27 protein-coding genes are annotated in these 26,325 nt (G+C 66.4%); 9 read left to right on the top strand and 18 right to left on the bottom strand.

Annotation, left to right across the window (positions count from 1 at the left end; all coding sequences use genetic code 11):
* Window position 1: 1 nt before the first annotated feature.
* Genes BMZ43_RS15690 through BMZ43_RS15670 form a run of 5 tightly spaced genes read left to right on the top strand, consistent with a single transcriptional unit; the run spans window position 2 to window position 5,672 of the window.
* The gene (locus BMZ43_RS15690) at window positions 2–940 is read left to right on the top strand and encodes a DUF58 domain-containing protein (RefSeq protein WP_064308312.1); all 939 of its coding nucleotides are present in this window, start codon (window positions 2–4) and stop codon (window positions 938–940) included.
* Complete coding sequence (locus BMZ43_RS15685) at window positions 937–1,431, top strand: DUF4381 domain-containing protein (protein ID WP_064308313.1); 495 nt, start codon at window positions 937–939, stop codon at window positions 1,429–1,431. Before BMZ43_RS15690 ends, BMZ43_RS15685 begins: the two co-directional genes overlap by 4 nt.
* A complete protein-coding gene (locus tag BMZ43_RS15680; RefSeq protein WP_017642106.1) occupies window positions 1,424–2,422 on the top strand; it encodes a VWA domain-containing protein in 999 nt (332 codons plus the stop codon). Before BMZ43_RS15685 ends, BMZ43_RS15680 begins: the two co-directional genes overlap by 8 nt.
* Window positions 2,419–4,092: a tetratricopeptide repeat protein gene (locus BMZ43_RS15675; protein ID WP_017642105.1), complete on the top strand. Its 1,674-nt coding sequence runs from the start codon at window positions 2,419–2,421 to the stop codon at window positions 4,090–4,092. The genes BMZ43_RS15680 and BMZ43_RS15675 overlap by 4 nt, the downstream gene beginning before the upstream one ends.
* Window positions 4,089–5,672, top strand: a complete 1,584-nt coding sequence (locus tag BMZ43_RS15670) for a BatD family protein (protein WP_017642104.1) — start codon at window positions 4,089–4,091, stop codon at window positions 5,670–5,672. The genes BMZ43_RS15675 and BMZ43_RS15670 overlap by 4 nt, the downstream gene beginning before the upstream one ends.
* On the opposite strand, the gene BMZ43_RS15665 is transcribed toward BMZ43_RS15670, so the two are convergent.
* Window positions 5,660–6,325 carry a YceH family protein gene (locus BMZ43_RS15665; protein ID WP_093254855.1) on the bottom strand — a complete coding sequence of 222 codons (666 nt, stop codon included), beginning with the start codon at window positions 6,323–6,325 and terminating at the stop codon, window positions 5,660–5,662. The genes BMZ43_RS15670 and BMZ43_RS15665 overlap by 13 nt on opposite strands.
* Window positions 6,326–6,523: 198 nt before the next feature.
* Window positions 6,524–7,429, bottom strand: coding sequence for a drug/metabolite exporter YedA (gene yedA / locus BMZ43_RS15660; RefSeq protein ID WP_017642102.1), 906 nt, complete (start codon window positions 7,427–7,429; stop codon window positions 6,524–6,526).
* A gap of 149 nt (window positions 7,430–7,578) precedes the next feature.
* Between yedA and BMZ43_RS15655 the strand changes: the two genes are divergently transcribed.
* On the top strand, window positions 7,579–8,016 hold the full coding sequence (locus BMZ43_RS15655) for an Lrp/AsnC family transcriptional regulator (protein ID WP_017642101.1): 438 nt from the start codon (window positions 7,579–7,581) through the stop codon (window positions 8,014–8,016).
* 59 nt (window positions 8,017–8,075) lie between these two features.
* Here BMZ43_RS15655 and BMZ43_RS15650 read toward each other — a convergent pair whose 3' ends face one another.
* Complete coding sequence (locus BMZ43_RS15650; protein WP_017642100.1) at window positions 8,076–8,852, bottom strand: DUF2076 domain-containing protein; 777 nt, start codon at window positions 8,850–8,852, stop codon at window positions 8,076–8,078.
* 274 nt (window positions 8,853–9,126) lie between these two features.
* Between BMZ43_RS15650 and BMZ43_RS15645 the strand changes: the two genes are divergently transcribed.
* The gene (locus tag BMZ43_RS15645; RefSeq protein WP_093254853.1) at window positions 9,127–9,693 is read left to right on the top strand and encodes a cysteine hydrolase family protein; all 567 of its coding nucleotides are present in this window, start codon (window positions 9,127–9,129) and stop codon (window positions 9,691–9,693) included.
* A gap of 30 nt (window positions 9,694–9,723) precedes the next feature.
* Window positions 9,724–10,368 carry a YciC family protein gene (locus BMZ43_RS15640; RefSeq protein ID WP_093254852.1) on the top strand — a complete coding sequence of 215 codons (645 nt, stop codon included), beginning with the start codon at window positions 9,724–9,726 and terminating at the stop codon, window positions 10,366–10,368.
* A gap of 9 nt (window positions 10,369–10,377) precedes the next feature.
* Here the strand turns inward: BMZ43_RS15640 and BMZ43_RS15635 are convergent, their stop codons facing one another.
* On the bottom strand, window positions 10,378–10,917 hold the full coding sequence (locus BMZ43_RS15635) for a DUF2058 domain-containing protein (RefSeq protein WP_017642097.1): 540 nt from the start codon (window positions 10,915–10,917) through the stop codon (window positions 10,378–10,380).
* A 170-nt stretch (window positions 10,918–11,087) separates the two neighbouring features.
* Between BMZ43_RS15635 and BMZ43_RS15630 the strand changes: the two genes are divergently transcribed.
* On the top strand, window positions 11,088–12,011 hold the full coding sequence (locus BMZ43_RS15630) for an aspartyl/asparaginyl beta-hydroxylase domain-containing protein (protein WP_017642096.1): 924 nt from the start codon (window positions 11,088–11,090) through the stop codon (window positions 12,009–12,011).
* A gap of 25 nt (window positions 12,012–12,036) precedes the next feature.
* Here BMZ43_RS15630 and BMZ43_RS15625 read toward each other — a convergent pair whose 3' ends face one another.
* The 14 genes from BMZ43_RS15625 to flhA all read right to left on the bottom strand — a co-directional run bounded on the left by BMZ43_RS15625 (window position 12,037) and on the right by flhA (window position 26,303).
* Entirely contained in the window at window positions 12,037–12,453 is a 417-nt protein-coding gene (locus BMZ43_RS15625) for a DUF2802 domain-containing protein (RefSeq protein ID WP_007160356.1), read from the bottom strand.
* Window positions 12,453–12,932 (bottom strand): chemotaxis protein CheW, encoded by a 480-nt coding sequence (locus BMZ43_RS15620; protein WP_007160357.1) that lies wholly within the window; start codon window positions 12,930–12,932, stop codon window positions 12,453–12,455. Before BMZ43_RS15620 ends, BMZ43_RS15625 begins: the two co-directional genes overlap by 1 nt.
* Before the next feature lie 73 nt (window positions 12,933–13,005).
* A complete protein-coding gene (locus BMZ43_RS15615) occupies window positions 13,006–13,911 on the bottom strand; it encodes a chemotaxis protein CheW (RefSeq protein WP_017642095.1) in 906 nt (301 codons plus the stop codon).
* 57 nt (window positions 13,912–13,968) lie between these two features.
* Window positions 13,969–14,757 (bottom strand): ParA family protein, encoded by a 789-nt coding sequence (locus BMZ43_RS15610; RefSeq protein ID WP_017642094.1) that lies wholly within the window; start codon window positions 14,755–14,757, stop codon window positions 13,969–13,971.
* A 35-nt stretch (window positions 14,758–14,792) separates the two neighbouring features.
* A complete protein-coding gene (motD, locus tag BMZ43_RS15605) occupies window positions 14,793–15,656 on the bottom strand; it encodes a flagellar motor protein MotD (protein WP_093254850.1) in 864 nt (287 codons plus the stop codon).
* A gap of 11 nt (window positions 15,657–15,667) precedes the next feature.
* Window positions 15,668–16,408 (bottom strand): flagellar motor protein, encoded by a 741-nt coding sequence (locus tag BMZ43_RS15600; protein WP_026083965.1) that lies wholly within the window; start codon window positions 16,406–16,408, stop codon window positions 15,668–15,670.
* A gap of 34 nt (window positions 16,409–16,442) precedes the next feature.
* On the bottom strand, window positions 16,443–17,561 hold the full coding sequence (locus tag BMZ43_RS15595; protein ID WP_093254848.1) for a protein-glutamate methylesterase/protein-glutamine glutaminase: 1,119 nt from the start codon (window positions 17,559–17,561) through the stop codon (window positions 16,443–16,445).
* Window positions 17,562–17,643: 82 nt separating this feature from the next.
* Window positions 17,644–19,881, bottom strand: coding sequence for a chemotaxis protein CheA (locus BMZ43_RS15590; protein ID WP_093254846.1), 2,238 nt, complete (start codon window positions 19,879–19,881; stop codon window positions 17,644–17,646).
* 26 nt (window positions 19,882–19,907) lie between these two features.
* Entirely contained in the window at window positions 19,908–20,696 is a 789-nt protein-coding gene (locus BMZ43_RS15585; RefSeq protein ID WP_093254844.1) for a protein phosphatase CheZ, read from the bottom strand.
* A 19-nt stretch (window positions 20,697–20,715) separates the two neighbouring features.
* The gene (locus tag BMZ43_RS15580; RefSeq protein ID WP_169853335.1) at window positions 20,716–21,090 is read right to left on the bottom strand and encodes a chemotaxis response regulator CheY; all 375 of its coding nucleotides are present in this window, start codon (window positions 21,088–21,090) and stop codon (window positions 20,716–20,718) included.
* 87 nt (window positions 21,091–21,177) lie between these two features.
* Complete coding sequence (fliA, locus tag BMZ43_RS15575; RefSeq protein ID WP_026083964.1) at window positions 21,178–21,918, bottom strand: RNA polymerase sigma factor FliA; 741 nt, start codon at window positions 21,916–21,918, stop codon at window positions 21,178–21,180.
* A complete protein-coding gene (gene fleN / locus BMZ43_RS15570; protein WP_093254842.1) occupies window positions 21,915–22,745 on the bottom strand; it encodes a flagellar synthesis regulator FleN in 831 nt (276 codons plus the stop codon). Before fleN ends, fliA begins: the two co-directional genes overlap by 4 nt.
* A 92-nt stretch (window positions 22,746–22,837) precedes the next feature.
* Entirely contained in the window at window positions 22,838–24,166 is a 1,329-nt protein-coding gene (flhF, locus tag BMZ43_RS15565; protein WP_064308323.1) for a flagellar biosynthesis GTPase FlhF, read from the bottom strand.
* Window positions 24,167–24,176: 10 nt separating this feature from the next.
* On the bottom strand, window positions 24,177–26,303 hold the full coding sequence (gene flhA, locus BMZ43_RS15560) for a flagellar biosynthesis protein FlhA (protein WP_037064353.1): 2,127 nt from the start codon (window positions 26,301–26,303) through the stop codon (window positions 24,177–24,179).
* Window positions 26,304–26,325: the final 22 nt, after the last annotated feature.

The raw sequence follows: 26,325 nt of genomic DNA, 5'->3' as shown, positions 1-26,325 counted from the left end.
GATGCCCGAGCGCGACGGCGTGACCCTGGGCCTGGCCGAGCTCATCGAGATGCGCCACCGGGTGGTCGAGGTGCAGCTGTTTTCCGCCGCCGGACGGCGCAGCCCGCTGATCGGCCTGCACCATTCGCGCCTGCGCGGTCGCGGCGTGGACTTCGACCAGGTACGGGCCTATCAGCCCGGTGACGACGTACGGGCCATCGACTGGCGCGTCACCGCCCGCACCCGGGAACCCCATACCAAGCTTTTCCACGAAGAGCGCGAGCGGCCGGTCTATCTGCTGCTGGAGCAGAGTCCGCGCACCTTCTTCGGCACCCGCCGGCAATTCAAGTCGGTGCTGGCCGGACGCCTGGCCGCGCTGATCGGCTGGGCGGTGCTGGAGCACAACGACCGCATCGGCGGCATGATCTTTGGCGGCGAACGCCTGCACGAGGTCCGCCCACGGCGCAGCAAGCAGAATCTGCTGCGCTTCTTCGATCACCTGATCAACGCCAATCGGGCGCTGCAGGATCCGGCCCTGGCCCAGGTGCCGCGCATTACCTTCAACCAGGTGCTGCGCCGCGCCCGTGAGGTGCTGCGCCCCGGCAGCCTGGCGCTGGTGATCTGCGACGAGCGCAGCCTGGACGTGGCCACCGAGCAGCATCTCACCCTGCTCTCGCGGCACAGTGACCTGGTCCTGCTGCCGCTTTCCGATCCTCTGGATCACGAACTACCCCAGGCCGGTCTGCTGCGCTTCGCCAGTGGCCAGGCGGAAGTGGAATTGGATACCGACCGCGCCGACGTCCGCCAGGGCTATGCCGAGCAGGCCGCCCAGCGCCGCGAACGCTGGACGGAACTCAGTCTGCGGCTGGGCATTCCGCTGCTGCCGCTGTCCACCGCGGACGACCTGATCGAGCAGTTGCGGCATCTCTTGCGCCAGCACCGTCCGGGGTACACCTCGTGACGCCCGGGCTGCCAAGTCTGGAGCCGCTACGGCTGCCGCCGGAACCGGCCTTCTGGCCACCGGCGCCGGGCTGGTGGCTGCTGGTATTGGTCGTGGTAGCGCTGGGCTTCTTTCTGCGTCACCGCCATGGTCGGCGGCCCCTGGTCAGCGCGCCCCTCGTCGAGCCGACTACCGAAGAGGACCTGCGCACCACCGCCCTGGCCGAGCTGGCGCGGCTGCCGCGCCCCTATGGTGCTCCGGCCGGGCCCTGGTTGCAGGCCCTGAACGCCCTGCTCAAGCGCCTTTGCCGGGCCAGCTATCCGGATCAGCTCAGCCAGACCCTGAGCGGGCGCGACTGGCTGGCCTTTCTCGATTCGCGCTGTCCGGCGGCCGGTCTGACGCGCTACATGATCCTGGTCGATGGCGGCTATCGCCCGGATTGCCGGCTGGACGACCGCGCCATCGACGGCCTGCAGGACGCCGTCGCCACCTGGATCCGCAAGCATGTTTGAATTCGCATGGCCCTGGTTGTGGCTGCTGCTGCCGCTGCCCTGGCTGCTGCGCGTACTCCTGCCGGCGGCCGACAGCGGCCAGGCGGCCCTGCGTGTGGAATTCCTCGGTGAACTCGAACACCTCGGCGGGCGCACCCGCCATACCGGCGGCCTGGGCGGCGCCCGCCGTCTGCTGCCCTTTCTGCTGGGCTGGCTGCTGATCCTGGGCGCGGCGGCCCGGCCGCAATGGGTGGGACCGCCCCAGCCGCTGGACGTGAGCGGTCGCGACCTGCTGCTGGCGGTGGATGTCTCCGGCTCGATGGACACCCCGGACATGCAGCTGGGCGACGAGAGCGTCAGCCGCCTGAGCCTGGTCAAGCAATTGCTTGGCCGCTTCATCGACAGCCGCCAGGGCGATCGCGTCGGGCTGATCCTGTTCGGTTCCCAGGCCTATCTGCAGGCGCCCCTGACCGCCGACCGGCGCACGGTGCATGCCCTCCTCGAAGAAGCCCAGATCGGACTCGCGGGGCGCAACACGGCGGTGGGCGACGCCGTGGGCCTGGCGGTCAAGCACCTGCGTAAGCGCCCGGACAACAGCCGCACCCTGATCCTGGTCACCGACGGGGCCAGCAACGGCGGCGTGCTGACGCCCGCGGTGGCAGCCAGCCTGGCGGCCAGCGAGCGGGTGCGCGTCTATACCCTGGGCATCGGCGCCGACCCGGATACCCTGGGTGCCGGCACGACGCCCAGCGACCTTGACGAACCCATGCTGCGGCACCTCGCCGAGGTCACCAACGGCGCCTACTTCCGGGTGAGATCCAGCGCCGAACTGGCCGCCGTGTCGCACCAGCTCGACCGTCTCGAACCCATCCGCCAGCAGCCGGACCAGGCCCGTCCCACCCGCGAGCTCTATGCCTGGCCGCTGGCCGGGGCGTTGCTGCTCGGCCTGGCCCTGGCCCTTGGCCGCCTGCCGTGGCCACGGCGCTGGCGGCGCGGAGGCAAGGCCACATGAACGACTGGCTGCCGCTGTTCCTGCGTCCCTGGTGGCTGCTGGCGCTGCTGCCGGTCGCTCTGGTGATCTGGTCACTTCGCCAGCGCCGCCATCGCCACGGGCGCTGGCAGGCGCTGCTGCCGCCGGCGCTGCAACCCTGGCTGCTCAGCGACAGCGAGCGCCAGCGCTCGCCCCTCGGCCTGGTGCTGCTGGGTCTGGCCGGCCTGCTGGCCTGCCTGGCCCTGGCCGGCCCCAGCTGGCAGCAGGGCGAACAGCAGAACTTTCGCCGCAACGATCCGCTGGTGGTGGTGCTGGCGCTGACGCCCGACCTGCTCGCCACCGACGTCACCCCCAATCGCCTGCTGGCGGTGCAGCGCAAGTTGCAGGACCTGCTCAAGGCGCGCCAGGACGGCGAGACCGCCTTCGTCGTCTATGCCGGCAGCGCTCACACTCTGGTACCCCTGACCGACGATCTGCCGACCATGGACAATCTGCTCAAGGCGCTGCGGCCGTCGATCATGCCGGTGCCAGGCCAGCGCGCCGACCTGGGCATCGCCCAGGCCCTGGAGTTGCTCGGCCCGGCCCCCAGTGCCAGCGCCCGACTGCTGCTCATCGCCAGCGACCTGGATGACCGCGAACGGCAGGGGATCGAGCGTCAGTTGCAAGGTCGGCTGCGCCAGCTGGCGATCCTCGGTCCGGGTACGCCTCAGGGCGCCCCGGTGGCAGCCGAGACCGGCAACTACCTGAGCGACGCCGCCGGCGGCATCCGCATCGCTCGACTGAACGAAGGCCACCTGCAGGGCGTCGCCCGCGAGCTGGGCGGGCGCTATCAACGTCTGCAGCGCGACGACAGCGACCTGCGTCGCCTCGGTCTGCTGGAACGCCCCGACGCTGTGCGGGCCGGCGATGGCCAGGGCCCCTCGGACTGGCGCGACCAGGGCTACCTGCTGCTCCTGCCCCTACTGCTTCTGGTCGCCTGCGGTGCACGCCGCGGCTGGTTGCTGTGCCTGCCCTTCTGCCTGTTGCTGACGCCGCCTCCCGCCCAAGCCGGCAGCTGGGACGACCTCTGGTTGCGCCGCGATCAACAGGCCCTGCAGCTGCTGGCCGACGACCAGCCCGCGGCGGCCGCCGACCTCTTCACCGACGAGCGCTGGCGCGGCGTGGCACGCTATCGCGCGGGCGACTTCAGCGGCGCCGCCGCGGCCTTCGCCCGGGATCCGTCGGCGGACGGCCACTACAATCGCGGCAATGCCCTGGCCATGGCCGGACGCCTGGAAGAGGCTCTGCGCGCCTACCGGGCGGCGCTGGTGTTGCGCCCCGATCTGACCGCTGCCCTGCGTAATCGCAACCGTCTCGAACGCCTGCTCGCCCAGCGCGCCGCGGCCCAGGCCGAGGCCGCCGCCCGCAGTCGCAAGGCGCAGAACGCCAGCCAGAGCAGCGCCCAGGCGGACGAGCCGGCCAGCAGCAGTACCTCGCCGTCCACGGCGACCGCTGCGGCCAGTCCGCAGCAGCAGGCCCAGGCCGGCGCGGACTGGCTCGTCGCGCCGGCCTATGCCGAAGATCCCCTGGCGGAAGAACAGCGTCAGGCCGCCGAGCAATGGCTGCGAGAGATTCCCGACAACCCGGCCGAGTTGCTGCGCCGCAAGTTCTGGTACCAGCAACAACAACGCGAGGAGAACGCGCTGCAATGAAGTCCCATCCGTTGCTGCTGCCCCTCATGCTGCTCGCGCCCCTGGTCCAGGCGGCGGATCTCAGTGCGCGCCTGGAGCGTAGTCAGCTCAGTCAGAACGAGACCCTGGAACTCATTCTCGAGACCACCGATCCCGCCCAGTTCGGCAAGCCCGATCTCGGCCCACTGGACCAGGACTTCCGGGTACTCGGGGTGCGACAGAACAGCCTGCCGCCCGGCGAGCGGGTGACCACCCGCTGGAACGTGACCCTGCAACCCAAGGCCAGCGGCGCCCTGACCATTCCCGCCCTGACCCTGGGCGGCGCCCGCAGCCAGCCGCTGACCGTCACCGTGGAGGCCACTGCCGCCAAGCGCCAAGCCCGCGAACCGGTCTATCTGGAAGCCGCAGTGGAGCGCACCCGGCTCTATGTGCAGGCGGAAACCATCCTGACCATCCGCCTCTACCACGCCGTGGCGCTCTATGACGACCATGTGCTCACCCCGCCCAACCCCAGCGAGGCGCGCGTGGATCTGCTGGGCACCCCGCAGGTCTACGAGCGCGACGTCGAGGGGGTACGGCATGGCGTGATCGAATGGCGCTACGCCATCCATCCGCTGCAGAGCGGCACCCTGGTGCTGCCGCCCCAGACCTTCAGCGCCACCCTGGCCGGCGGTCTCGACGACAGCTCCCGTGCCGGTCAGCCGATCCAGTTACGCACCCCCGCGCTGACCCTGGAAGTCCTGCCGCAGCCGGCCAGCTATCCGCCGCAGACCCCCTGGGTGCCGGCGCGCAGCCTGACCCTGACGCAGCAATGGAATCCCGCGCCGGCAGACGCCCGCGAAGGCAGCGCCCTGACCCGCACCCTGCAGCTGCGTGCCGAAGGCCTGGCGCCCGGTCAGCTGCCCCCGCTGGTATTGCCCGATATCGAGGGCGTGAAGCGCTATGCCGAGCAGCCGCGGCTGTCCCTGCAGACCCAGGCGCGCGGCCTGGTCGGACAGCGCGAGGAACGGGTCGCCCTGATACCCACGTCCACGGGGGACAAGGTCCTGCCGCCGGTGGAGGTGGTCTGGTGGAACACCGAGACCGATACCCTCGAACGCGCCACCCTGCCCGCTCAGCCGCTGGTGGTCGCCGAGGATCCGACCCTGCAGCCCGTAGCGGCTCCGGTCGCTCCCCAGGCCAGCGTCAATGCCAAGGGACTCTGGCGCTGGCAGTTGGCGACGGCCTTCTTCGCCTTGACCACGCTGCTCGGCTTCGGCCTCTGGTGGCGCGCCCGCCGCCAGCCAGCGGTCCTGCCGACGGCCCCCGATCTCGACAGTCGCCTGCAGCGCGAAGAGCTGCGCCGTGCCTGCCAAAGCAACGATCCCCATGTGACCCGCCACGCCCTGGACGCCTGGGCGCGGCAGCAGCCGGAAACCCTGGCGGCCATGGGCGCGCGATTCGAGCCCCTGGCCGCTGCCCTCGACGATCTCAATGGGGCGCTTTACAGCGAAGCCGGTCAGCGCTGGCAGGGCGAGACGCTGTGGCAGGCGATCAATGCCCTGCCGCCGCTGACGCCCGCGGCCGTGCACGATACCCTGCCGCCGCTCTATCCGCGCTGAGCGGCCTCCTCCAGCCGCGCCAGGCGCTCTTCCAGGGCGACGACCCGGGCTTCCAGTGCCTCCAGTCGGCCTTCGCGTCCGCTTGCGGACGGACTGCCTTCGGCGGCGCTCCCGAGCTGGGCGACCTGGGCATCGCGTTCCGCCACATGGCCGAACAGATGCAGATAGCGCTCTTCACGCTGACCGGGTTGCCGACCCAGGCCGGTGGCCAGACCGCGAGCGATCAGGCGCTCCAGGTGGTGGCGCACCTGCTCGGTATCGTCGAAGGCATGCATCCGACCGCTGCGGGCAAGGAGCTCACCCAGGGTCTGGGGGCCCCGCAGGAACAGCAGCGCGCAGAGCACCCACTGGGGCGGCGGTAGCTCCAGGGCCTTGTCCAACCGCTGCTCCCAGCGATCCGCACGGCTGCCCATGACCAGGCGCGCCAGGCCGCGCTCTTCCAGACGCCGCAACCCCTGCCCCACGTCGCCCGGGGTGAGGTTGAGCACCGGCTCGCGGCTGGTCTTCTGGTTGCAGGCCAGCACCAGGGCATTGAGGGTCAGGGGATAGCTTTCCGGCGTGGTCAGCTGCTTTTCGATGAGGCTGCCGAGGACGCGGATCTCGCTGGCTTCGAGCGGCTCTTCGGCAAAGGCGGGGGTGACTGCTTGGCTCATGGCGGACTCCGCTGGGATGACGCGCCAGCCTAGCCTGCCCTCTGAGCCTGTTCAACGTCTCGCGAGCTAGAGCCAAGCAAGGCGAAAATGGCTGAGGAAGCGGAGTTTACGAGCGGTAAATGAGCATTCCGACGGGGCTGGCCTTCCAGGCCTTTTCAACGCAGTTTGGCCGACGCGCAGCAGACTTTGATCAGGCTCTCAGCGCCGTCGCCACTGCGGCAGCCCGATCAGCACCACCGCGCCGACGATGACCAGCATGGCCAGCATTTCCGCCGGACCGATCCGCTCACCGGCGAACAGGGTGCCCAGCAGCACCGCTACCACCGGATTGACGTAGGCGTAGCTGGTGGCGGCGGCCGGACGTACCCGCCCCAGCAGATAGAGATAGGCGCTGAAGGCGATCAGCGAACCGAACACCACCAGATAGCCCAGCGCCAGCCAGCCGCCCAGAGCCGGCCAGTGCTGCAGGCGCTCGCCGCTAAGGTAGCTGGCGCCGAGCAGCACCGCACCGGCCACCAGCATCTCCACCGCGCTGGCCATGGCCCCGCGTGGCAACGGCAGATAGCGACTCCAGATGGAGCCGAAGGCCCAGGCCGCCGCCGCGAGCAGGATTACCGCGGCCCCCAGCGGCGTGGCGCTCATGGTATCGCCCAGGTTGAGCAAGGCGATCCCCACCAGGCCCAGAGCAATACCGGCCCACTCCAGCAGGGTATTGCGCTGCCCCCAGAGCAGGCCGAACAGCAGGGTGAACAGTGGGACCGTGGCGATCGACAGCGCGGCAATACCGGAGGTCACGCCCCAGTGCTCGGCCAGGGTCACGCCGCCGTTGCCCACGCCCAGCAGCAGGATGCCGATCACCGCGGCCGCCGCAGTCTCACGCGCCCTGGGCCAGGGCACACCGCGCAGGCGCAGCCAGCCCAGCAGCAGACTCCCCGCGATCAGGAACCTCAGCCCCGCCATCAGCAGCGGCGGCCAGTGGGCCACGCCGATGCGGATCACCAAATAGGTGGAACCCCAGACCACATAGAGCGCGAAAAAGGCCGCCAGCAAGGGCAGCCAGGTGGGTAGGCGCGGCGCGAGGCAGGGCGAGGCGGAGGTATCCATGCGCGAGAGATTCCTGATGGGTCAGGCTGACATTGTAGGAGCGCACGACCGGACGGCTAAGATACAGTCGAGACAGAAAGGGCCTAACCAGCCTTTGATTCAGCAGACTTTAAGGACAGTGACCTTCGATTCGAAGGCAGGAAACGGAAATGGACCATATTGATCGCCGCCTCATCGACCTGCTGCTGGTAGAGGGGCGCGCCAGCTACGCCGACCTGAGTCGCCGGCTGGGTCTTTCCGCGCCGGCCATCGCCGAGCGCATCGCCAAACTCGAGGACGCCGGCATCATCACCGGCTATGGCGCCCGCATCGATCGCCGCGCCCTGGGCTACGGCACTGAATGCCTGATCTCCCTGCGTCTGCACAGCACCAGCCAGGGACCGTTGTTGAAGAAACTGGAAGCCCTCCCCCAGCTTCTCGCCTGCCACCGGGTCACCGGCGAGGACTGTCTGATGCTACGCGCCGCCGTGCGCGACATGAGCGAACTTGAGGCCCTCATCGATACCCTCACCCAATTCGGCATGAGCCGTACCGTGGTGGTGCTGTCGACACCCTTCGAACGCCCGCTGCCGCTTGCCTCCAGCTGAAAGCGCCGACAAAGAAGCCCTGGGGCCTCATGGCACCAGGGCTGGCTCGACACGACAGGCTAGATGAAGGAATCGTCGTCGCCACTGTCGTCGAGGAAACCGCCGCCGGTATCGCCATAGTCGGCCGCATCCTGGAAGCCGCCGTTATCCTGGTAGCCGGCATCCTGGAAACCACCACCGTTGTCGTAGCTGGCGTTGTCCGACCAGCCACCCTGGGCGCCGGCATCGGCCAGGCCCTGATCGGCGGCTGGGGTCTCGTTGATGACGTTGACGATCTCCTCCGGCTGCGAATGATGGAACAGACCCGAGATGGCCTGGGCCGCCAGCACGCCACCGGCGACCCCGGCCGCGGTCTGCAGCGCGCCGCCCATGAAGCCGCCCATGCGCGAGGGCGCCGCCTGGGGCGCGCCATAGCCCGGGGCAGGCTGGCCATAGCCGGGGTTGGGCTGGGCATAGCCCGGAGTGCCAGGACGTGAGGCGGCCGGACCAGGATCGTTCCAGCCCCGCGACGGCGCGGCATTGACCGGTGCCTGACCACCCGCGGGCTGATTGCTACCGCCGCCGAACAGGCTGGAGAGAAAGCCGCCGCTGCTTGGACGATTCTGCTGGACCTGGGCCATCTGGCTTTCCAGTTCCTTGACGCGCTGGTCCAGGCGCTTGATGGCGGCCTCCTGGATCAGCATCGCCTGGGCCATGTAATAGGGCGCTGCGGGCTGCTCGCGCAGGCGCTGCTGGATCAATGCCTCGGCTTCCCGGTCACGGGGCGCCGTCTGGGCTTCCGTGGTCTTGAGACGGTCGAACAGACCTTCGATCAGCTGGCTTTCTTCGCGTTGCATGATGACCCTCCCGCAGACGGTCTACTGGTGGCCTTCCCCTGGGAACGGCCTGGATGTCGAAAGGCGCAAGGTTGTGCGCCGTTATGCCAGATAAAGGCGCAGTGGTCGCTTTTCAAGTTGAGTCCACAAGGCATTCAGCAGGGGTTCAGCCAGTGACCCGTGGATGCCCTTTCCATCTGAAGAGCCGCCCTAATGGGTAGTTCCGGGTGGGCATCCATGACTGGACAACCGGCCAGGGCTGCGGGAATCTGAGCCTTTGTCAGCGAGGCCTCCCATGCCGCCCCTGCTCATCCTGATCGACCAGCAACAGGGGATCCGCGCCCAGCACCTGGGGCCGCGCAACCATCCCGAAGCCGAACGGCGCATGGCCGATCTGCTGGCGGCCTGGCGTCAGGCCCGAGCGCCCCTGCTGCATGTCCGGCACCTGTCGCGTAGTCCGAGTTCGGTGTTCTGGCCGGGCCAGCCCGGGGTGGAATTCCAGCCAGCTCTGGCGCCCCTGCCCGGCGAGCCAGTGTTCGACAAGCAGGTCCCCGACGCCTTCGCCAACAGCGGTCTGGAGCGCTGGCTGCACCAGCGCGGCATCGCGTCGCTGCTGATCTGCGGCGTAGCCAGCGAGAATTCGGTGGAGGCCACGGCGCGCAGCGCCGGCAATCTGGATTTCACCACCTGGGTCGCCGAAGATGCCTGCTACACCTTCGCCAAGCGCGACTTCGCCGGGCAGCCGCGCAGTGCCGAAGAAGTCCATGCGATGGCCATGGCCAATCTGCACGGCGAATACGCCACCGTCACCTCCAGCACGGCCATGCTCGAACGCCTGCGGGCGACCGGGTCGCCCTGCTAGACTGCCCTCCTGCCCGTCTGGAAGAGCTGCATGAACCCTGTCGATATCCTGCGCGACTCGCTGTCTTTCTTTGCTCGCAATCTGCGGCCCCTGGCTGTCCTGACCCTGCCCTGGCTGCTGCTCGAAGCCCTGTTGCGCTATCAGGTGCTGGAACGCTTCGGCGTCGACGGCGGGCTGTGGGACATGCTGGTCAGCCTGCTCTGCTATCCGCTGTACACCGCCGCGCTGCTGATCTTTCTGGAAGCACGCACCCAGGGCACCACACCGCGTCTGAGCGGCGCCTGGGGCGCCGCCCTGCTGCTCTGGCCACGCTTCGCCCTCCTCGCGGCCCTGACCTCGGGGCTGGTGATGCTGGGCTTTTCGCTGTTGATCGTGCCGGGCTTCCTGATCATGGCCAAGCTGGCCTTCGCCGAGAATCTGCTGGTCCTTGAAGGACGGGCACCGCTGGACGCCCTGCGCGGCAGTCTGCGTCTGAGCCGCGGGCACTTCTTCACCCTGCTGGCCTGCATCCTGGCTACGGTGCTGCCGGCCTGGCTGCTCGACGCCTGGATCACCCGGCAGTTCGCCGAGGCCGCGGTGCCGGAGATCATGCTGCAAACCCTGTCGGGCTTTCTGCAGCTGATCCCCAGCATCGCCGTCTATCGCATCTATATGCTGGTCAGACAGAACGCCTGACCCGCCGCCTTACCACATCAGGTCGTCCGGCACCTGATAGGCCGCGTAGGGATCGTCCGGATCCGGCTCGCCGCTCTGCACGTTGAGCAGCACCACGCGCTTGGGATCGCGTTCCTGGATGCGTTCGGCGGTAGCCCGCGGCACCACCTCGTAGCGGCCTTCGTAGCGCACGATGGCCAGGCTGCCCTTGCTGAGCTTGTCCCTCATCATGACGTTGACCGACAGGCGCTTGACCTTCTTGTCATCGACGAAGTTGTAGTAGTCCTCGGTGCTCAGCTTGGGCAGGCGGCTGGTCTCGATCAGCTGCTTGATCTGCGCCTGCTCGGCCTTGCGCTTCTTCTTCTCTTCCTGGGCACGGTTGAGTTCCTGGTCCTTGGCCAGTTTTTCCGCCTGGGCCTGCTGGACGGCCAGCTCTTGGGAGCGGTCCTTTTCCGTCTGCCCACGATGCTCCATGCGGGTCTGCTTCTGCTTTTGCTTGACGGCCTGCTTGGCCTGCTTTTCATTGACCAAGCCGGCTTTCAGCAGTTGGTCGCGTAGGGACATGCTCATCGATACGACTCGTCTAGATCATCCAAGGGGGCGCGGCTCGGAAGCGGCCGCGCGCCAGGGTGTCCATCCTGCGCAGCCGACGAAGCGAGTGCAAGCCTTTCTCTGGGGTGAAATAATGCAGTCATTACCTATCCGCCCCTGGTTCGGGCGCTGCCGATCACCATTCGCCCATGATTACCTTCGCGATCGTCCTGCTCTTCGTCGCCAGCGTGCTCTTCGTCCATCTTCGCGGACGCGCTCGCCTGCCCTTCCTGCGCCAACTGGTCAACCACTCCGCGGTGTTCGCGCCCTACAACGCCTTGATGTACCTGTTCTCCAGCGTGCCCTCCAAACCCTACCTGGATCGCAGCCGCTTTCCCGAGCTGGACGTGCTCAAGGACAACTGGCAGGAGATTCGCGTCGAAGCCCTACGGCTGTTCGACGAGGGCTATATCCGCGCCGCGGAAAAGGACAATGACGCCGGCTTCGGTTCCTTCTTCAAGAAGGGCTGGAAGCGCTTTTACCTGACTTGGTACGGCGAACCGCTGCCCTCCGCCCAGACCCTCTGCCCGCGCACCGTCGAACTGGTGCGGCAGATTCCCAACGTCAAGGGCGCCATGTTCGCCCTGCTGCCGGGCGGCAGTCATCTGAATCCCCATCGCGATCCCTTCGGCGGCTCGCTGCGTTACCACCTGGGTCTGGCCACGCCCAACTCGGACGCCTGCCGCATCTATGTCGACGGCGAGCCCTATGCCTGGCGTGACGGCGAGGACGTGATGTTCGACGAGACCTATGTGCATTGGGTCAAGAACGAGACCGACCAGACCCGGGTCATCCTCTTCTGCGACGTGGAGCGCCCTCTGCGCAATCGTCTGCTGACCCGCGTCAACCAGGCGGTCAGCCGCTTCCTGGGCAGCGCCACGGCGCCGCAGAATGTCGAAGGCGAACGCGTCGGCGGCATCAACCAGGCCTATGCCTTCAGCAAGAGATTCGGGGATCGTATCGGCGGCGGTGTGAAGAAATTCAAGCGGCGCCACCCCAAGGCCTATCGCGTCGCCAAGCCGGTGCTGGCGGTGCTGGTGGTGATCGCGCTCTATCACTGGATAGTCAGCTAAGGCGGCGATCCTGCGGCGGCGGCGGTCAGCCGGAACGCTGCTGGCGCTGCCGATGCAAACGGGCCACCAGCTCGGCTTCGGCCTGGGACAGGCCGCAGGCCTGGGTGAGATCATCAGCGCTGGCGCCCAGTCCAACCAGACGCGCGGCCTGGGAAAACGACAGACTGGTGGGGTCGCTCTGCTCGATCTGGGTCAACCGATCGGGCAAGGGTGCCACCACCTTGGCCAGCCCCTGCACCTGCTCACCCATGCGCACCTGCCCGGCCTGGTAGGTTTCTAGACGCTTGAGCAGGATCTGCATGCGCTTGTCGACCAGGGCCTCCCGCTCGGCCAGCTTGGCCGCCTGCTGCTGCTGGCGTTGCCAGAGCAGCCAGCAGCAGCCACCGAGGCCGGCACAGGCCAGCCCCAGGGCGACGCTGAGCAGGATCAGCCCGACGAGCATCAGATGCTTTCCAGCTCCGACCACTCTTCTTCGGTCATCAGCTTGTCGAGCTCGACCAGGATCAGCAGCTCGCCGTTCTTGTTGCACACGCCCTGGATGAACTTGGCGGATTCGTCATTGCCAACGTTGGGCGCGGTCTCGATCTCCGACTGCCGCAGGTAGACCACCTCGGCCACGCTGTCGACCAGGATACCGACGACCTGCTTGTCGGCCTCGATAATGACGATACGGGTGTTGTCGGTCACTTCGGTGGGCAACAGACCGAAGCGCTGACGGGTGTCGATCACCGTCACCACGTTGCCGCGCAGGTTGATGATGCCCAGCACGTAGCTCGGCGCACCGGGGACCGGAGCGATTTCGGTGTAGCGCAGGACTTCCTGGACCTGCATCACGTTGATGCCATAGGTCTCGTTATCCAGGCGGAAGGTGACCCATTGCAGGACCGGATCTTCGGAACCCTGTGCGGACGTTTTTTTCATGTTCCCTAGCCTCGTCAAATACCGCACGTGCGGCGAAGCGGGCGAACCCGCTGGTTAGTTGCAGCGAGCAGCCCTAGCGACGGCCACCCACCACCTGTTCAGCGAGCGCCGCCACATCCAGCAGCGCACACATCTGATCGATCACCGTACCGGCCAGCCACGGGCGAGTGGCCCGCTGATTCCGCCATTTGACCTCGGCAGGATCCAGCCGTACCGAATGGCTGACGCCATGCACGGCCAGCCCCCAATCCAGGCCTTGCAGCGATATCACGAATTTCAGCCCTTCGCGATAGTCGTCACGATAGCGTTCGGGCATTACCCAACGTGCGGCGTCGAGCACGCGCAGGTTACCAGCCTGGCAGGGTAGCAGGCCCAGAAACCAGTCTGGCTGACCGAACAGCGGCGTCAACTCTTCGGCGGCGAGCGGATAGATGGAGCCCAGGCAGACCAGGGGAGCGGCCAGGGTCAGGCCGGCGACGTCGAACAGCAGGCATTCGAAGGGCTCTTCACCCCACTCGGGTCGACCTTCCAGATATACGGCGCTGGGCGGTACGCCAGCCGCCACTACCGGCTGCACCGCCGGAGTCCCCACGGCAATGCCCTCCACCACCGGACGCACCGGCTCGGCGACTGGCGTCAGTTCGGGGACGCGCCAGTCCAGCTCGATGTCGGTTTCCGGCGCCAGCAGCGCCTGGGGCTCAGGCAGCAGCACCTCGGGCGGGGCGATCCCGGCACGGCGGGTGGCCAGCGGCACGACTCGGGGCTGCCACGCGGCATCCCGTTCGAGCTCCTCACGCACCGCAGCGGCGAATTCGTCTTCGCTCACGCTGACGATCGGCGCGGCCGCAGCCACCACGGGAGCCTCCACTGGGGTGGCCTCGGCGGTGGGCAGTTCCAGGAACGCATCCAGCAACAGGGCATCGAGATAGCCCTGGAGGACACGCTGAGGACGATTGTCGAGGGACGTCGGTTGGCTCATGGCGTTCTACGTGGGTGAGTTGTCCAGCCTATCGGCCGGAGGGGTGGAAAACTTGAATCAGGCCACCTGGCTGCTGGGCGCGCCTTCGAGCAGATGCCGCAGCAACGCCCGGTAGGCGATGACGCCGCGGCTGTTGGCCTCGTAGCGCGATGGCACCTGGCCGGAGCGACTGGCATCGCGCAACCGGGTATCGATGGGAATGAAGGCCTGCCACAGCTGGGCCGGATAGGTGTTGCGCAAGACCTTGAGGGTACCGATGGAAGCCTGGGTCCGGCGGTCGAACAGGGTCGGCACTATGGTGTAGGGCAGTGCCTGCTTGCGCGAGCGGTTGATCATGGTCAGGGTGTTGACCATGCGTTCGAGCCCCTTGAGCGCGAGGAATTCGGTCTGGGTGGGAATCACCAGATGCTGGCTGGCCGCCAGGGCATTGACCATGAGTACGCCGAGCAGCGGCGGACTGTCGATCAACACATGATCGAAGTCGTTCCACAGCTGAGCCAGGCTCTTAGAGATCACCAGGCCCAGGCCGCTCTGACCCGGCGACTGACGTTCCAGGGTAGCCAGCGCGGTGCTGGACGGCAGCATCGACAGCTGTGGATGGCTGGTGGGCAGCAGCAGCCGCTTCGGCAGGCCTTCCGGCACCTGGCCACCGTGCTGGAACAAGTCGAACGCGCTGTGTTCGAGACTGTCCGGATCCTGACCGAAATAACTGGTCAGGGAACCGTGGGGATCGAGATCCACCAACAGGACGCGCTTGCCCTCATCGCCGAGCAACCCGGCGAGGGCAACGGTGGTGGTGGTCTTGCCCACCCCACCCTTCTGATTGGCGACAGCCCAGACTCTCATGTGCAGACTTCCTCCCGACGACACGACCAGCCGGGTCAAGGTGCCGGCTCAGCAGCCGGCGACGAAGATTTGACAGGCGCCACCTTGGGCGCCGGTTCTCCAGGCGATGCTGCAGATTGTGTGCCAGTCGACGAATTTTGCAAGGTGCTCTGCGGCCGGAACAGGTCGAGATTGCGCGAGATCAGCAGGACGACCCGCCGATTACGGGCTCGATTGACGTCACTGGTGTTGTCGACCACCGGCTGATAGGCGCCATAGCCCACCACGGCCAAGCGTTGCGGGGCGATGCCATTGCCGATCAGCAGCCGCACGATACTGGCGGCTCGGGCCGCCGACAGTTCCCAATTAGTGGGGTACAGCGCTGTGCTGATGGGGCGGTCGTCCGTGTAGCCCTGTACCTGGATCGGATTCTTGAACGGCGCCAGAATCTTGGCCACCTTCTCCATGAGACCGAAGGCGGGATTGCTCGGCAGCGAATCGCCACTGGCGAAGAGCAGATTGGAGCTGAGCTCGATTTCCAGCCACATTTCACTGGCCTTGATGTTCAGCTGGTCACCGGCGATGAGATCGCCGAAGGTGGCTCGCACGCTGTCGGCGATCTGCTGCAGCGGATCGCTGGGGGTGCCCTTGGCCGGTTGAGCGGCGCTCGCATCCATCACCGTCGGCGTCACGCCCGCCGGACGCTGGTCGCCGAGGGGGATGGGTTTGAGCGAGCGCTCTGGCTGGCTGAAGATGCCCGAGAGGCTGTCCGAGAGCACCTTGTACTTGCTCTCATTCAGCGAGGAGATGGAATACATGACCACGAAGAAAGCGAACAGCAGGGTGATGAAGTCGGCGTAGGAGACCAGCCAGCGTTCGTGGTTCTCGTGTTCTTCGGGACGGCGACGACGACGAGGCATGCGGCGTCCTCCTAGTCCAGAAAACCTTGCAGCTTCATTTCGATGGAGCGGGGATTCTCGCCCTCGCCAATGGACATCAGGCCTTCCAGCAACATTTCCCGATAGCGGGACTGTTGCTGAGCCAGCGCCTTAAGCTTGTTGCCGACGGGCAGCAACAGCAGGTTGGCGAAGCCGACGCCATAGATGGTGGCGACGAAGGCCACGGCGATGCCGCTGCCCAGTTGCGAGGGATCGGCCAGATTCTGCATGACGTGGATCAGGCCCATCACCGCACCGATGATGCCCACCGTGGGCGCATAGCCCCCCATGGCCTCGTAGACCTTGGCGGCGGCGATGTCACGGTCTTCCTGGCCGTAGAGGTCCACTTCGAGAATGCTGCGCAGGGCTTCCGGTTCGGTGCCGTCCACCAGCAACTGCAGGCCTTTGGCGGCATAGGGATCGGCTTCGCGGGCGACCAGGGGTTCGAGGCCCAGCAGGCCTTCCTTGCGCGCCACGTTGCTCCAGTTGACCACCTTGCGGATGCCGCCGACGAGGTCCAGCCGTGGCGGCACGAACACCCAGGCCAGCATGGTCAGGGCGCGGCGCAGCACCGGCAGGCGGGTCTGCAGCAGGACGGCGCCCAGGGTGCCGCCGACCACGATCAGCGCGGCCGGTCCATTGGCCAGGGCGGTAAAGGAACCGCCCTCCAGCAGGTTGCCACCCATGATGGCGGTAAAGGCCAGCAGGATGCCGATGAGACTGAGCACGTCCACGCTCAATGCCCTTCCGGCCGGTGAACGTCTGGCGTCACGAACAGGCCTCGGTCAGGTGTCTGCCGATGTCGTCCAGGCCATAGATGGCATCGGCCAGATTGGCCTTGGCGATGGCCATGGGCATGCCGTAGATGACGCAACTGGCTTCGTCCTGGGCCCATACCTGGCTGCCGACCTGCTTGAGCATCCGCGCGCCTTCGCGACCGTCGGCGCCCATGCCGGTCAGGACCACTGCCAGCACCTTGTCGGCATAGGCCTTGGCCGCGGAGCCAAAAGTCACGTCGACGCAAGGCTTGTAGTTGAGGCGCTCGTCGCCGGGCAGGATCTTCACCATCCCGCGACCGTCCACCATCATCTGCTTGCCGCCGGGTGCCAGCAAGGCCAGCCCCGGACGCAACTGGTCGCCATCCTCGGCTTCCTTGACGCTGATGCGGCAGAGCTTGTCCAAACGCTCGGCGAAGGCCTTGGTGAAGGCCGCGGGCATGTGTTGGATCAGCACCAGCGGCGCCGGGAAATTGGCTGGCAGCTGGGTGAGCACCCGCTGCAGGGCCACCGGGCCACCGGTGGAGGTGCCGATCGCCACCAGGCGATAGTGCTTGCGCTTGGGCGGCGGCGAAGCCGGGGCCACGGGCGCATGCGCGGACTGGGCGCCGCTGGGCGCCGCCGGACGTGGTGCCGGGCGGGCTGCAGCAGGCGCGGCCGAGGCACTGGCGGGCGCCGCCGGGGCGACGCTGGGGGCCACGGCGAAGCGCCGGTTGGAGCGGGCGATATGGTGGATCTTCTCGCACAGCAGCTTTTGCACGCTGGCCGGATTGCGCGAGATGTCCTCGAAATTCTTCGGCAGGTAGTCCACCGCGCCGGCATCCAGGGCATCCAGGGTGACCCGGGCGCCTTCATGGGTGAGCGAGGAGAACATCAGCACCGGGGTCGGGCACTTCTGCATGATGTGGCGGACCGCGGTGATGCCGTCCATCATCGGCATCTCGTAGTCCATGGTGATGACATCGGGTCGCAGCGCCAGGGCCTGGTCGACCCCTTCGCGCCCGTTGCTGGCCGTGCCCACCACCGAGATGTTGGGATCGGCCGCCAGGATTTCCTTGAGCCGACGCCGGAAGAAGCCGGAATCGTCCACCACCAGTACTTTTACCGGCATACGTTGAAACTCCTAACCTGGGGCGGCGCAGGCCACCCGATGGCGCCGGGTACGGGCCCGACGCCGCTCGTACCTGGCCGACTCAGAGCCCGCGACGGGCGTAGCGCTTGAGCATGCTGGGCACATCGAGGATGAGCGCGATGCGCCCGTCGCCGGTGATGGTCGCCCCGGACATGCCGGGCGTGCCCTGCAGCATCTTGCCGAGGGGCTTGATGACCACCTCTTCCTGGCCCACCAGCTGATCGACCACGAAGCCGATGCGCTGAGTGCCCACCGAGAGGATCACCACATGCCCTTCCCCCTGCTCGACATGGGCCGCATTGGGCACCAGCCAGCGCTTGAGGTAGAACAGCGGCAGCGCCTTGTCGCGTACCACCACCACTTCCTGGCCGTCCACCACGTTGGTGCGGGACAGGTCGAGGTGGAAGATCTCGTTGACGTTGACCAGCGGGAAGGCGAAGGCCTGGTTGCCCAGCATCACCATCAGCGTCGGCATGATCGCCAGGGTCAGGGGCACCTTGATGACGATCTTGGAGCCCTGGCCCTTGGTCGAGTAGACGTTCAGGGTACCGTTGAGCTGGCTGATCTTGGTCTTGACCACGTCCATGCCCACGCCGCGGCCGGAGATGTCGGAGATCTCTGCCTTGGTGGAGAAACCTGGAGCGAAGATCAGGTTGAAGCACTCGGTCTCGGTCAGACGATCGGCCGCGTCGCGGTCGAGCAGGCCCTTCTCCACTGCCTTGTTGCGCAGCAGATCCGCGTCCATGCCCTTGCCGTCGTCGGAGATCGACAGGAGGATGTGGTCGCCTTCCTGCTCGGCGGAGAGCACCACCCGTCCGGCGCGGGACTTGCCGTTCTCTTCTCGCTCGGCAGGGCCTTCGATGCCGTGGTCGACCGCGTTGCGCACCAGGTGCACCAGCGGATCGGCCAGGGCCTCGACCAGGTTCTTGTCCAGGTCGGTTTCTTCGCCCACCAGCTCCAGGTTGATCTCTTTCTTCAGACTGCGCGCCAGATCGCGGACCAGGCGCGGGAAACGGCCGAAGACCTTCTTGATCGGCTGCATCCGGGTCTTCATGACCGAGGTCTGCAGGTCGGCGGTAACCACGTCGAGGTTGGACACGGCCTTGGCCATGGCCTCATCGCCGCTGTTCAGGCCCAGGCGGACCAGGCGGTTACGCACCAGCACCAGTTCACCGACCATGTTCATGATCTCGTCCAGGCGCGCGGTATCGACCCGCACGGTGGTCTCCGCCTCGCTGGTGGGACGCTCGGCAGGCGCTGCCGCCACCGCAGGCTTGGGCGCCGCGGCCTCGGCGACCGGCGTCGGCTTCGGTGCGGGTGCCGGCGCAGGCTGAGGCGCGGCGACGGGCGCCGGCGCTGCCGCAACGGGCGCAGCCACGGACTCGGCGGCTACCGCAGGACCACTGAACTTGCCCTTGCCGTGCAATTCATCGAGCAGGGATTCGAATTCGTCGTCGGTGATCTCGTCACCACCCGTCGCGGCGGCTGGAGCCGCCGCAGCAGGCGCTGCTGCAACCGGTGCCGCGGCCTCGTCCGCGACGAACTTGCCCTTGCCGTGCAATTCGTCGAGCAGAGCCTCGAACTCGTCGTCGGTGATGTCGTCGCCACCAGCCGCAGCCAAGGCAGGAGCCGCAGCGACAACCGGCGCGGCGGCCGGTGCCTCGTTGAACTTGCCCTTGCCATGCAACTGATCGAGCAGGGCCTCGAATTCGTCATCGGTGATGTCGTCGCCACTGGCGGCCGCAGGCGTTGCCGCTGCCGCGCTCGGCTCGCTGCCCAGGGCATCGAGCAGATTCTGGAAATCGGCATCGCTCAGCTCCGGCTCGGCGGCCGCCGGGGCGGTCGGCGCGGCGGCCACGACCGGGGTGGCAGCCACGGGCGCAGCCGGGACCGGCGCCGGCTCGCTGCCAGCGGGCTCGGCCAGGCGGGCCAGGGCCGCCAGCAATTCAGGCGAGGCCGGGGTCGGCTCTTCGCGTTCACGGACTTGACCGAACATCTCGTTGACGGAATCCAGTGCCTGCAGCACCACATCCATCAGCTCGGCATCCACGCGGCGTTCGCCCTTGCGCAGGATGTCGAATACGTTTTCCGCGATATGGCAGCACTCGACCAGGGTATGGAGCTGCAGGAAACCGGCACCGCCCTTTACGGTATGGAAGCCACGGAAAATGGCGTTCAGCAGATCCATGTCATCCGGGCGGCTTTCCAGCTCGACCAATTGTTCGGACAACTGTTCGAGAATCTCGCCGGCCTCTACCAGGAAATCCTGGAGGATTTCTTCATCGGCGTCGAAGCTCATTCCTGCACTCCCCAAGAGGGTCTGGGTCAGAAGCCCAGACTGGATAGAAGATCGTCGACGTCGACCTGAGCGGCCACGACGTCTTCACGCTTATCGGCATGAATCTGCGGACCTTCACCCTTCATCGTCTTTTCTTTTCGATTCTGTTCGATCAGCGCGGTGTGATCGTGACTGAAGCCGGTATAGCGATCGACCTGGCTGGCCATCATCACCAGCTTGACGAGGTCTTTCTCGATCTGCCCGACGAGGTTGACCACGCGTTTGATCACCTGACCGGTGAGGTCCTGGTAATCCTGCGCCAGGAGGATGTCGTTGAGCTTGGACGACAGTTGTTCGGCGCTGCTCTCGCTGTGGCTGAGAAAGGCATCGACGCGCTTGGCCAACTCGCGGAATTCGTCCGCGCCCATTTCCCGGCGCATGAACTTCTTCCAGTCGGCATGCACGGCACGGGCTTCGTCACCGAAGTTACCTACCAGCGGGGCACTCTCCTCCACCAGATCCATGGTCCGGTTGGCGGCGTTCTCGGTCATCTTCACCACGTAGGAGAGACGATCGGTGGCATCGCTGATCTGGGAGACCTCTTCGCCGGCCATGCCGCGCGGATCGATCTCGAAGTTGACGATGGCGTTGTGCAGCTCGCGGGTCAGCTTGCCGACTTCCTGATAGAGCCCCCGGTCACGCAGTTGATTGAGCTCGTTGATGACATGCACGGCCTGGGTGAAATCGCCGCTTTCCAGGCATTTCACCAACTCTTGGGCGTGCTGTTTGAGATTCGACTCGAAGTCGCTGAAGCTGTTGGAGCCAAGCTGATCCATAACGTCCCCGCGGCTTTCTTCAGCCGTTCACCCGCTCGAAGATCTTGTCGATCTTTTCTTTCAGCACCTGGGCGGTGAAAGGCTTGACCACATAGCCGTTCACGCCGGCCTGAGCGGCCTCGATGATCTGCTCGCGCTTGGCTTCGGCGGTCACCATCAGCACCGGCAGGGTTTTCAGCCGCGCGTCGGCGCGGACCTGACGCAGCAGGTCGATGCCGGTCATGCCAGGCATGTTCCAGTCGGTGACGAGAAAATCGAAGTTGCCGCTCTGCAACATCGGCAGTGCGGTGTTGCCGTCGTCTGCTTCGGCGGTATTGGTGAATCCCAGATCGCGCAGCAAATTCTTGATGATGCGTCTCATCGTGGAAAAATCGTCCACGATGAGGATTTTCATGTTCTTGTCCAAGTCGACCTCCGTCCTAATCCGCACACACGCCATGAGGCGCGTCTAAGCAATCGTAGTAGCCTGAGTACCAGCCGGTTAACGCGAACGCCATTCCGCCAGCCGCGCCCGCAGGCGTGCCGCGCATTGACTGTGAAGCTGGCAGACGCGTGACTCGCTCACGCCCAGCACCTCGCCGATTTCCTTGAGGTTGAGTTCCTCGTCGTAATACAGCGAGAGCACCAGACGTTCACGCTCCGGAAGATTGGCGATGGCGTCGGCCAGGGCCTTGCGGAAGCGCTGATCTTCCAGACCGCGACCGGGTTCGAGTTCATGCGAACCGCTCTCCTCGAGCCCATGCTCACCACCCTCCATGAGGTCGTCGAAACTGAACAGGCGACTCCCCATGGTGTCGCCAAGGATGCCGTAGTACTCATCCAGACTCAATTTAAGTTCGGCCGCGACCTCGGAATCTTTAGCGTCGCGACCCGTCCGTGCCTCCACGGCGCGAATGGCGTCGGTGACCATACGCGTATTGCGATGCACCGAGCGCGGCGCCCAGTCACCCTTGCGCACCTCGTCGAGCATGGCGCCGCGGATGCGGATGCCGGCGTAGGTCTCGAAGCTGGCGCCCTTGCCGGCGTCATATTTGCGCGAGGCCTCCAGCAGCCCGATCATGCCGGCCTGCATCAGGTCTTCGACCTGCACGCTGGCCGGCAGACGCGCCAGGAGGTGGTAGGCGATGCGTTTCACCAACGGCGCATAGCGGTTGATGAGTTGCTCCTGCTGGGTACGTTCCGAGGTTTTGCTGTACATGCGAAGCCCGCTGGATGCTGTCATGCGTGGGTACCGATGGCTGGTTGCACAAGGCGCTCGACAAAGAACTCGAGATGGCCGCGCGGATTGGCCGGCAGCGGCCAGCCATCGACTTTCTGGGCCACCGCACGAAAGGCCAGCGAGGCCTTCGCACGCGGAAAGGCTTCAAACACGGGGCGCTGCTTCTGCACGGCTTTGCGCACCGCCTCATCGAACGGAATGGCGCCCACGTATTGCAGGGCGACATCCAGGAATCTGTCGGTCACCTTGGTCAGCTTAGCAAAGAGATTGCGACCTTCCTGGGGCGTCAGCGCCATGTTCGCCAGAACCCGGAACCGGGTGACGCCATGGTCGCGATTGAGCAGCTTGATCAGGGCGTAGGCGTCGGTGATGGAGGTGGGTTCGTCGCACACCACCACCAGGACTTCCTGGGCGGCGCGAACGAAGCTGACCACCTGATCGCCGATGCCGGCAGCGGTATCGACGATGAGCACGTCGAGGTTCTCGCTAATGTCGCTGAAGGCCTGGATCAGGCCCGCGTGCTGGGCCGGCGTCAGATTGACCATCGCCTGGGTGCCCGAGGCCGCCGGGACGATGCGGATGCCGCCCGGGCCTTGCAGCAGCACGTCGCGCAGCTCGCACTCGCCGGAGATGACGTCGGCCAGGGTGCGCTTGGGCGACAGGCCGAGCAGAACGTCGATGTTGGCAAGGCCCAAGTCGGCGTCGAGCAGCATGACGCGCCGCCCGATATCGGCCAGGGCCAAGGCCAGGTTGACCGACACGTTGGTCTTGCCGACACCGCCTTTACCGCCCGTGACCGCTATGACTTGGACGGGATGCATGCTACCCATTGCCTGATACCTTTGATTGAAATCCGTCACACTTTAGACCAAGTGCATTTGGCGTGCCCAGGCATGCGATGCACCACTACCGTTCGTCTGCGCTAACCGGCGCGGCGGGCATTGCTCTGATACAGGCCGGCCAGCATGCCAGCCATGGTTTCTTCGCTCGGCTCCTCAGGTGCCTGCAGGCTCACGGCGCGGCTTACCAACTGGTGGCTGCGCGCCGGATGCAGGTCGTCCGGGATGCGCGGGCCGTCGGCGATGTAGGCCACCGGCAGGCGCTGGCTGATGGCCAGGCCCAGGGCTTCGCCGAGGCTGGCGGCTTCGTCCAGCTTGGTCAGCACGCAGCCGCTCAGGCCGCAGCGCCGATAGCTGTGGTAGGCCGCCTTGAGCACCTGGCTCTGGCTGGTGACGCCCAGCACCAGGTAGTTACGAATCTTCAGCTGGCGGTTGGCCAGGGCTTCGAGCTGCGCCTTGAGCGCCGGATCGTTGGCGGGCATGCCCGCGGTGTCGATCAGCACCAGGCGCTTGCGCGCCAGGGGGGCCAGGGCCTGTGCCAGGGACTGGCCAGGATCGACCAGGGTGACGGGCACGTCGAGGATGCGGCCCAGGGTCTTGATCTGCTCCTGGGCACCGATGCGGAAGCTGTCCATGCTGACCAGCGCCAGGCTCTGGGGGCCGTACTTGAGCACGTAATTGGCGGCGAGCTTGGCCAGGGTGGTGGTCTTGCCCATGCCGGCCGGACCGACGAAGGCGACGACACCGCCCTCCTCCAGGATCTTGGCGTCGGTGGTCTTGGCCAGCTGGGCGAAGTTGGCCAGCAGCATGCGCCAGGCATGGCGCGGATCCTGGATCTTGGCCACGCTGTCGAGCAGGTGCCGGGCCAGATCGGCCGGCAGGCCCATGCGCTGCAGGCGACGCCAGAGGCCAGCCTGCTGCGGACGGGTGGACTGCACCTGGGTCCAGGCCATGGAGCCGAGCTGGACTTCCAGCAGTTCACGCAGGCCGCTGAGCTCGCTGCGCATGGCTTCCAGGGCACGCCGGTCTTCCGGCGCGGCACTGGCGGCAGGCGCGGCGGCAGCCGGCTGGGGGGCGCGCGGCGGCGCGATCACCGGCTCGCGGCGGCTGTCGGCGGCGCTGATGGCGCCGAGCAACTGCTTGTCCTTCGGCGCGGCCGAGGGGACGCCCGGCGCACGGATACTGAGGTCGGCATGGGCCTGGGCGATCTTCGCATGGGTCTTGCGCAACTCCGCCTGCAGCTCCGCGTTGGGCGCGGCCGGTGCCGGAGCCTGGTAGTCCAGCGCCGCGGTCAGCTCGACCCCGCCGGCGACCCGGCGGTTGCTGAGGATGGCAGCGTCCGGGCCCAGCTCGTCGCGTACCAGCTTCATGGCTTGACGCATATCGGCGGCGAAGAAACGTTTGACTTGCATGATCTAGACCTCAGCCATTCTGGCCAACGGTAGCGACGATGGTGACCTGCTTGTTGTCCGGAATTTCCTGGTAGGCCAGCACACTCATGTTCGGTGCCGCCATCCGGGCGAAGCGGGACATCATCCCGCGGATCGCACCGGCTACCAGCAGCACCACTGGCTTACCCATCATTTCCTGACGCTGCGCCGCCTCGACGAGGGAACGCTGCAGTTTTTCGGCCATGCCAGGTTCGAGGAACATGCCGTCCTCGGCGCCTTGACCGGCCTTCTGCATACTACTTAGCAACATCTGTTCCAACCTTGGCTCAAGGGTGATAACAGGCAGCTCAGGCTCCATTCCTACGATGTTCTGGACGATTGCGCGGGACAGCGCGACGCGCACGGCACCGGCGATGGCGGCGGGATCTTGACTCCGCGGCCCGACATTGGCGATGGCTTCGGCGATGGTACGGATGTCACGGACCGGTACCTGCTCCTGCAACAGCTGCTGGAGGATCTTGAGCAGGGTCGACAGGGAGACGATGCCGGGCACCAGTTCTTCGGCCAGCTTGGGCGAGCTCTTGGCCAGCACCTGCAGCAATTGCTGGACTTCCTCGTGGCCGATCAGCTCGTGGGCGTGCTTGAAGAGCACCTGGTTGAGGTGGGTGGCGACCACGGTACTGGCGTCGACCACGGTGTAACCGAGGGACTGGGCCTGGTCGCGCTGGGTGACGTCGATCCAGACGGCCTCCAGACCGAATGCCGGATCCTTGGCGGCGACGCCATTGAGGGTGCCATAGACCTGGCCGGGGTTGATGGCCAGCTCGCGATCGGGATAGATCTCGGCTTCGGCCACGCTCACCCCCATAAGAGTCAGACGATAGGCGTTGGGCAGCAGGTCCAGGTTGTCGCGGATGTGCACCGAAGGCATGAGGAAACCGAGGTCCTGGGACAGCTTCTTGCGCACGCCCTTGATCCGCGCCAGCAGCTGGCCACCCTGGTTGCGATCGACCATGGGGATCAGGCGGTAGCCGACTTCCAGACCGACCATGTCCACCGGGGTCACGTCGTCCCAGCCCAGCTCCTTGGCCTCGGCCGGGCGCTGCACGGGGGCCAGGTCCTGTTGCTTCTTGGCTTCGACCTCGGCGGTCTGCTTGGCCTGACGCTGGCGCTTGTGGATCAGCCAGGCACCGGCGGCGGCGGCGCCGCCCAGGCCGAGGAACGGCAGGTGCGGCATGCCCGGAACCAGGCCCATGGCGATGATGATGAAGGCTGAGACCGCCAGCGCCTTGGGCGAGGCGAACATCTGACGATTGACCTGCTGGCCCATGTCTTCCGACGAGGACACCCGGGTCACCATGATGGCGGCAGCGACCGACAGCAGCAGCGAGGGAACCTGGGCGACCAGACCGTCACCGATGGTCAGCAGGGCGTAGATGCGCGCCGCTTCGCCGAACGGCAGACCGTGCTGGGCCATGCCGATGGCCATGCCGCCGATGAGGTTGATGAAGAGGATCAGCAGGCCGGCGACGGCGTCACCGCGGACGAACTTGCTGGCACCGTCCATGGAGCCGTAGAAGTCGGCTTCCTGGCCCACTTCGGTCCGGCGCTTCTTGGCTTCGGCCTGGTCGATGATGCCGGCATTGAGGTCGGCGTCGATGGCCATCTGCTTGCCGGGCATGGCGTCGAGGGTGAAGCGCGCCGACACCTCGGAGATGCGGCCGGCACCCTTGGTCACCACCACGAAGTTGATGATCATGAGGATGGCGAACACCACCGCACCGACCACGTAGTTACCGCCGACCACCACCTCGCCGAAGGCCTGGATGACCTTGCCCGCGGCGTCGTGGCCGTCCTGGCCATGCAGCAGCACCACGCGGCTCGAGGCCACGTTCAGCGCCAGACGCAGCAGGGTCGAAACCAGCAGAATGGTCGGGAAGACCGCGAAATCCAGCGGTCGTAGGGCATAGACGCTGACGAGCAGGACCACGATCGACAGGGCGATGTTGAAGGTGAACAGCACGTCCAGCAGGAACGGCGGCATCGGCAGGGTCATCATGGCGAGCATCGCCAAGACGGCCAGCGGCACGCCCAGGTTGCCGCGCGCCAGACCACGCATGTTGCCCATCATCAGGGATTTGTCGACTTTCACACCCATTCCTCGCTTGCCGGTGCCGGCG

The sequence above is a fragment of the Pseudomonas sp. Snoq117.2 genome, assembly GCF_900110545.1.
Classification (GTDB): Bacteria; Pseudomonadota; Gammaproteobacteria; order Pseudomonadales; family Pseudomonadaceae; genus Chryseomonas; species Chryseomonas benzopyrenica.
This window is presented reverse-complemented; position numbering and strand designations above follow the sequence as displayed.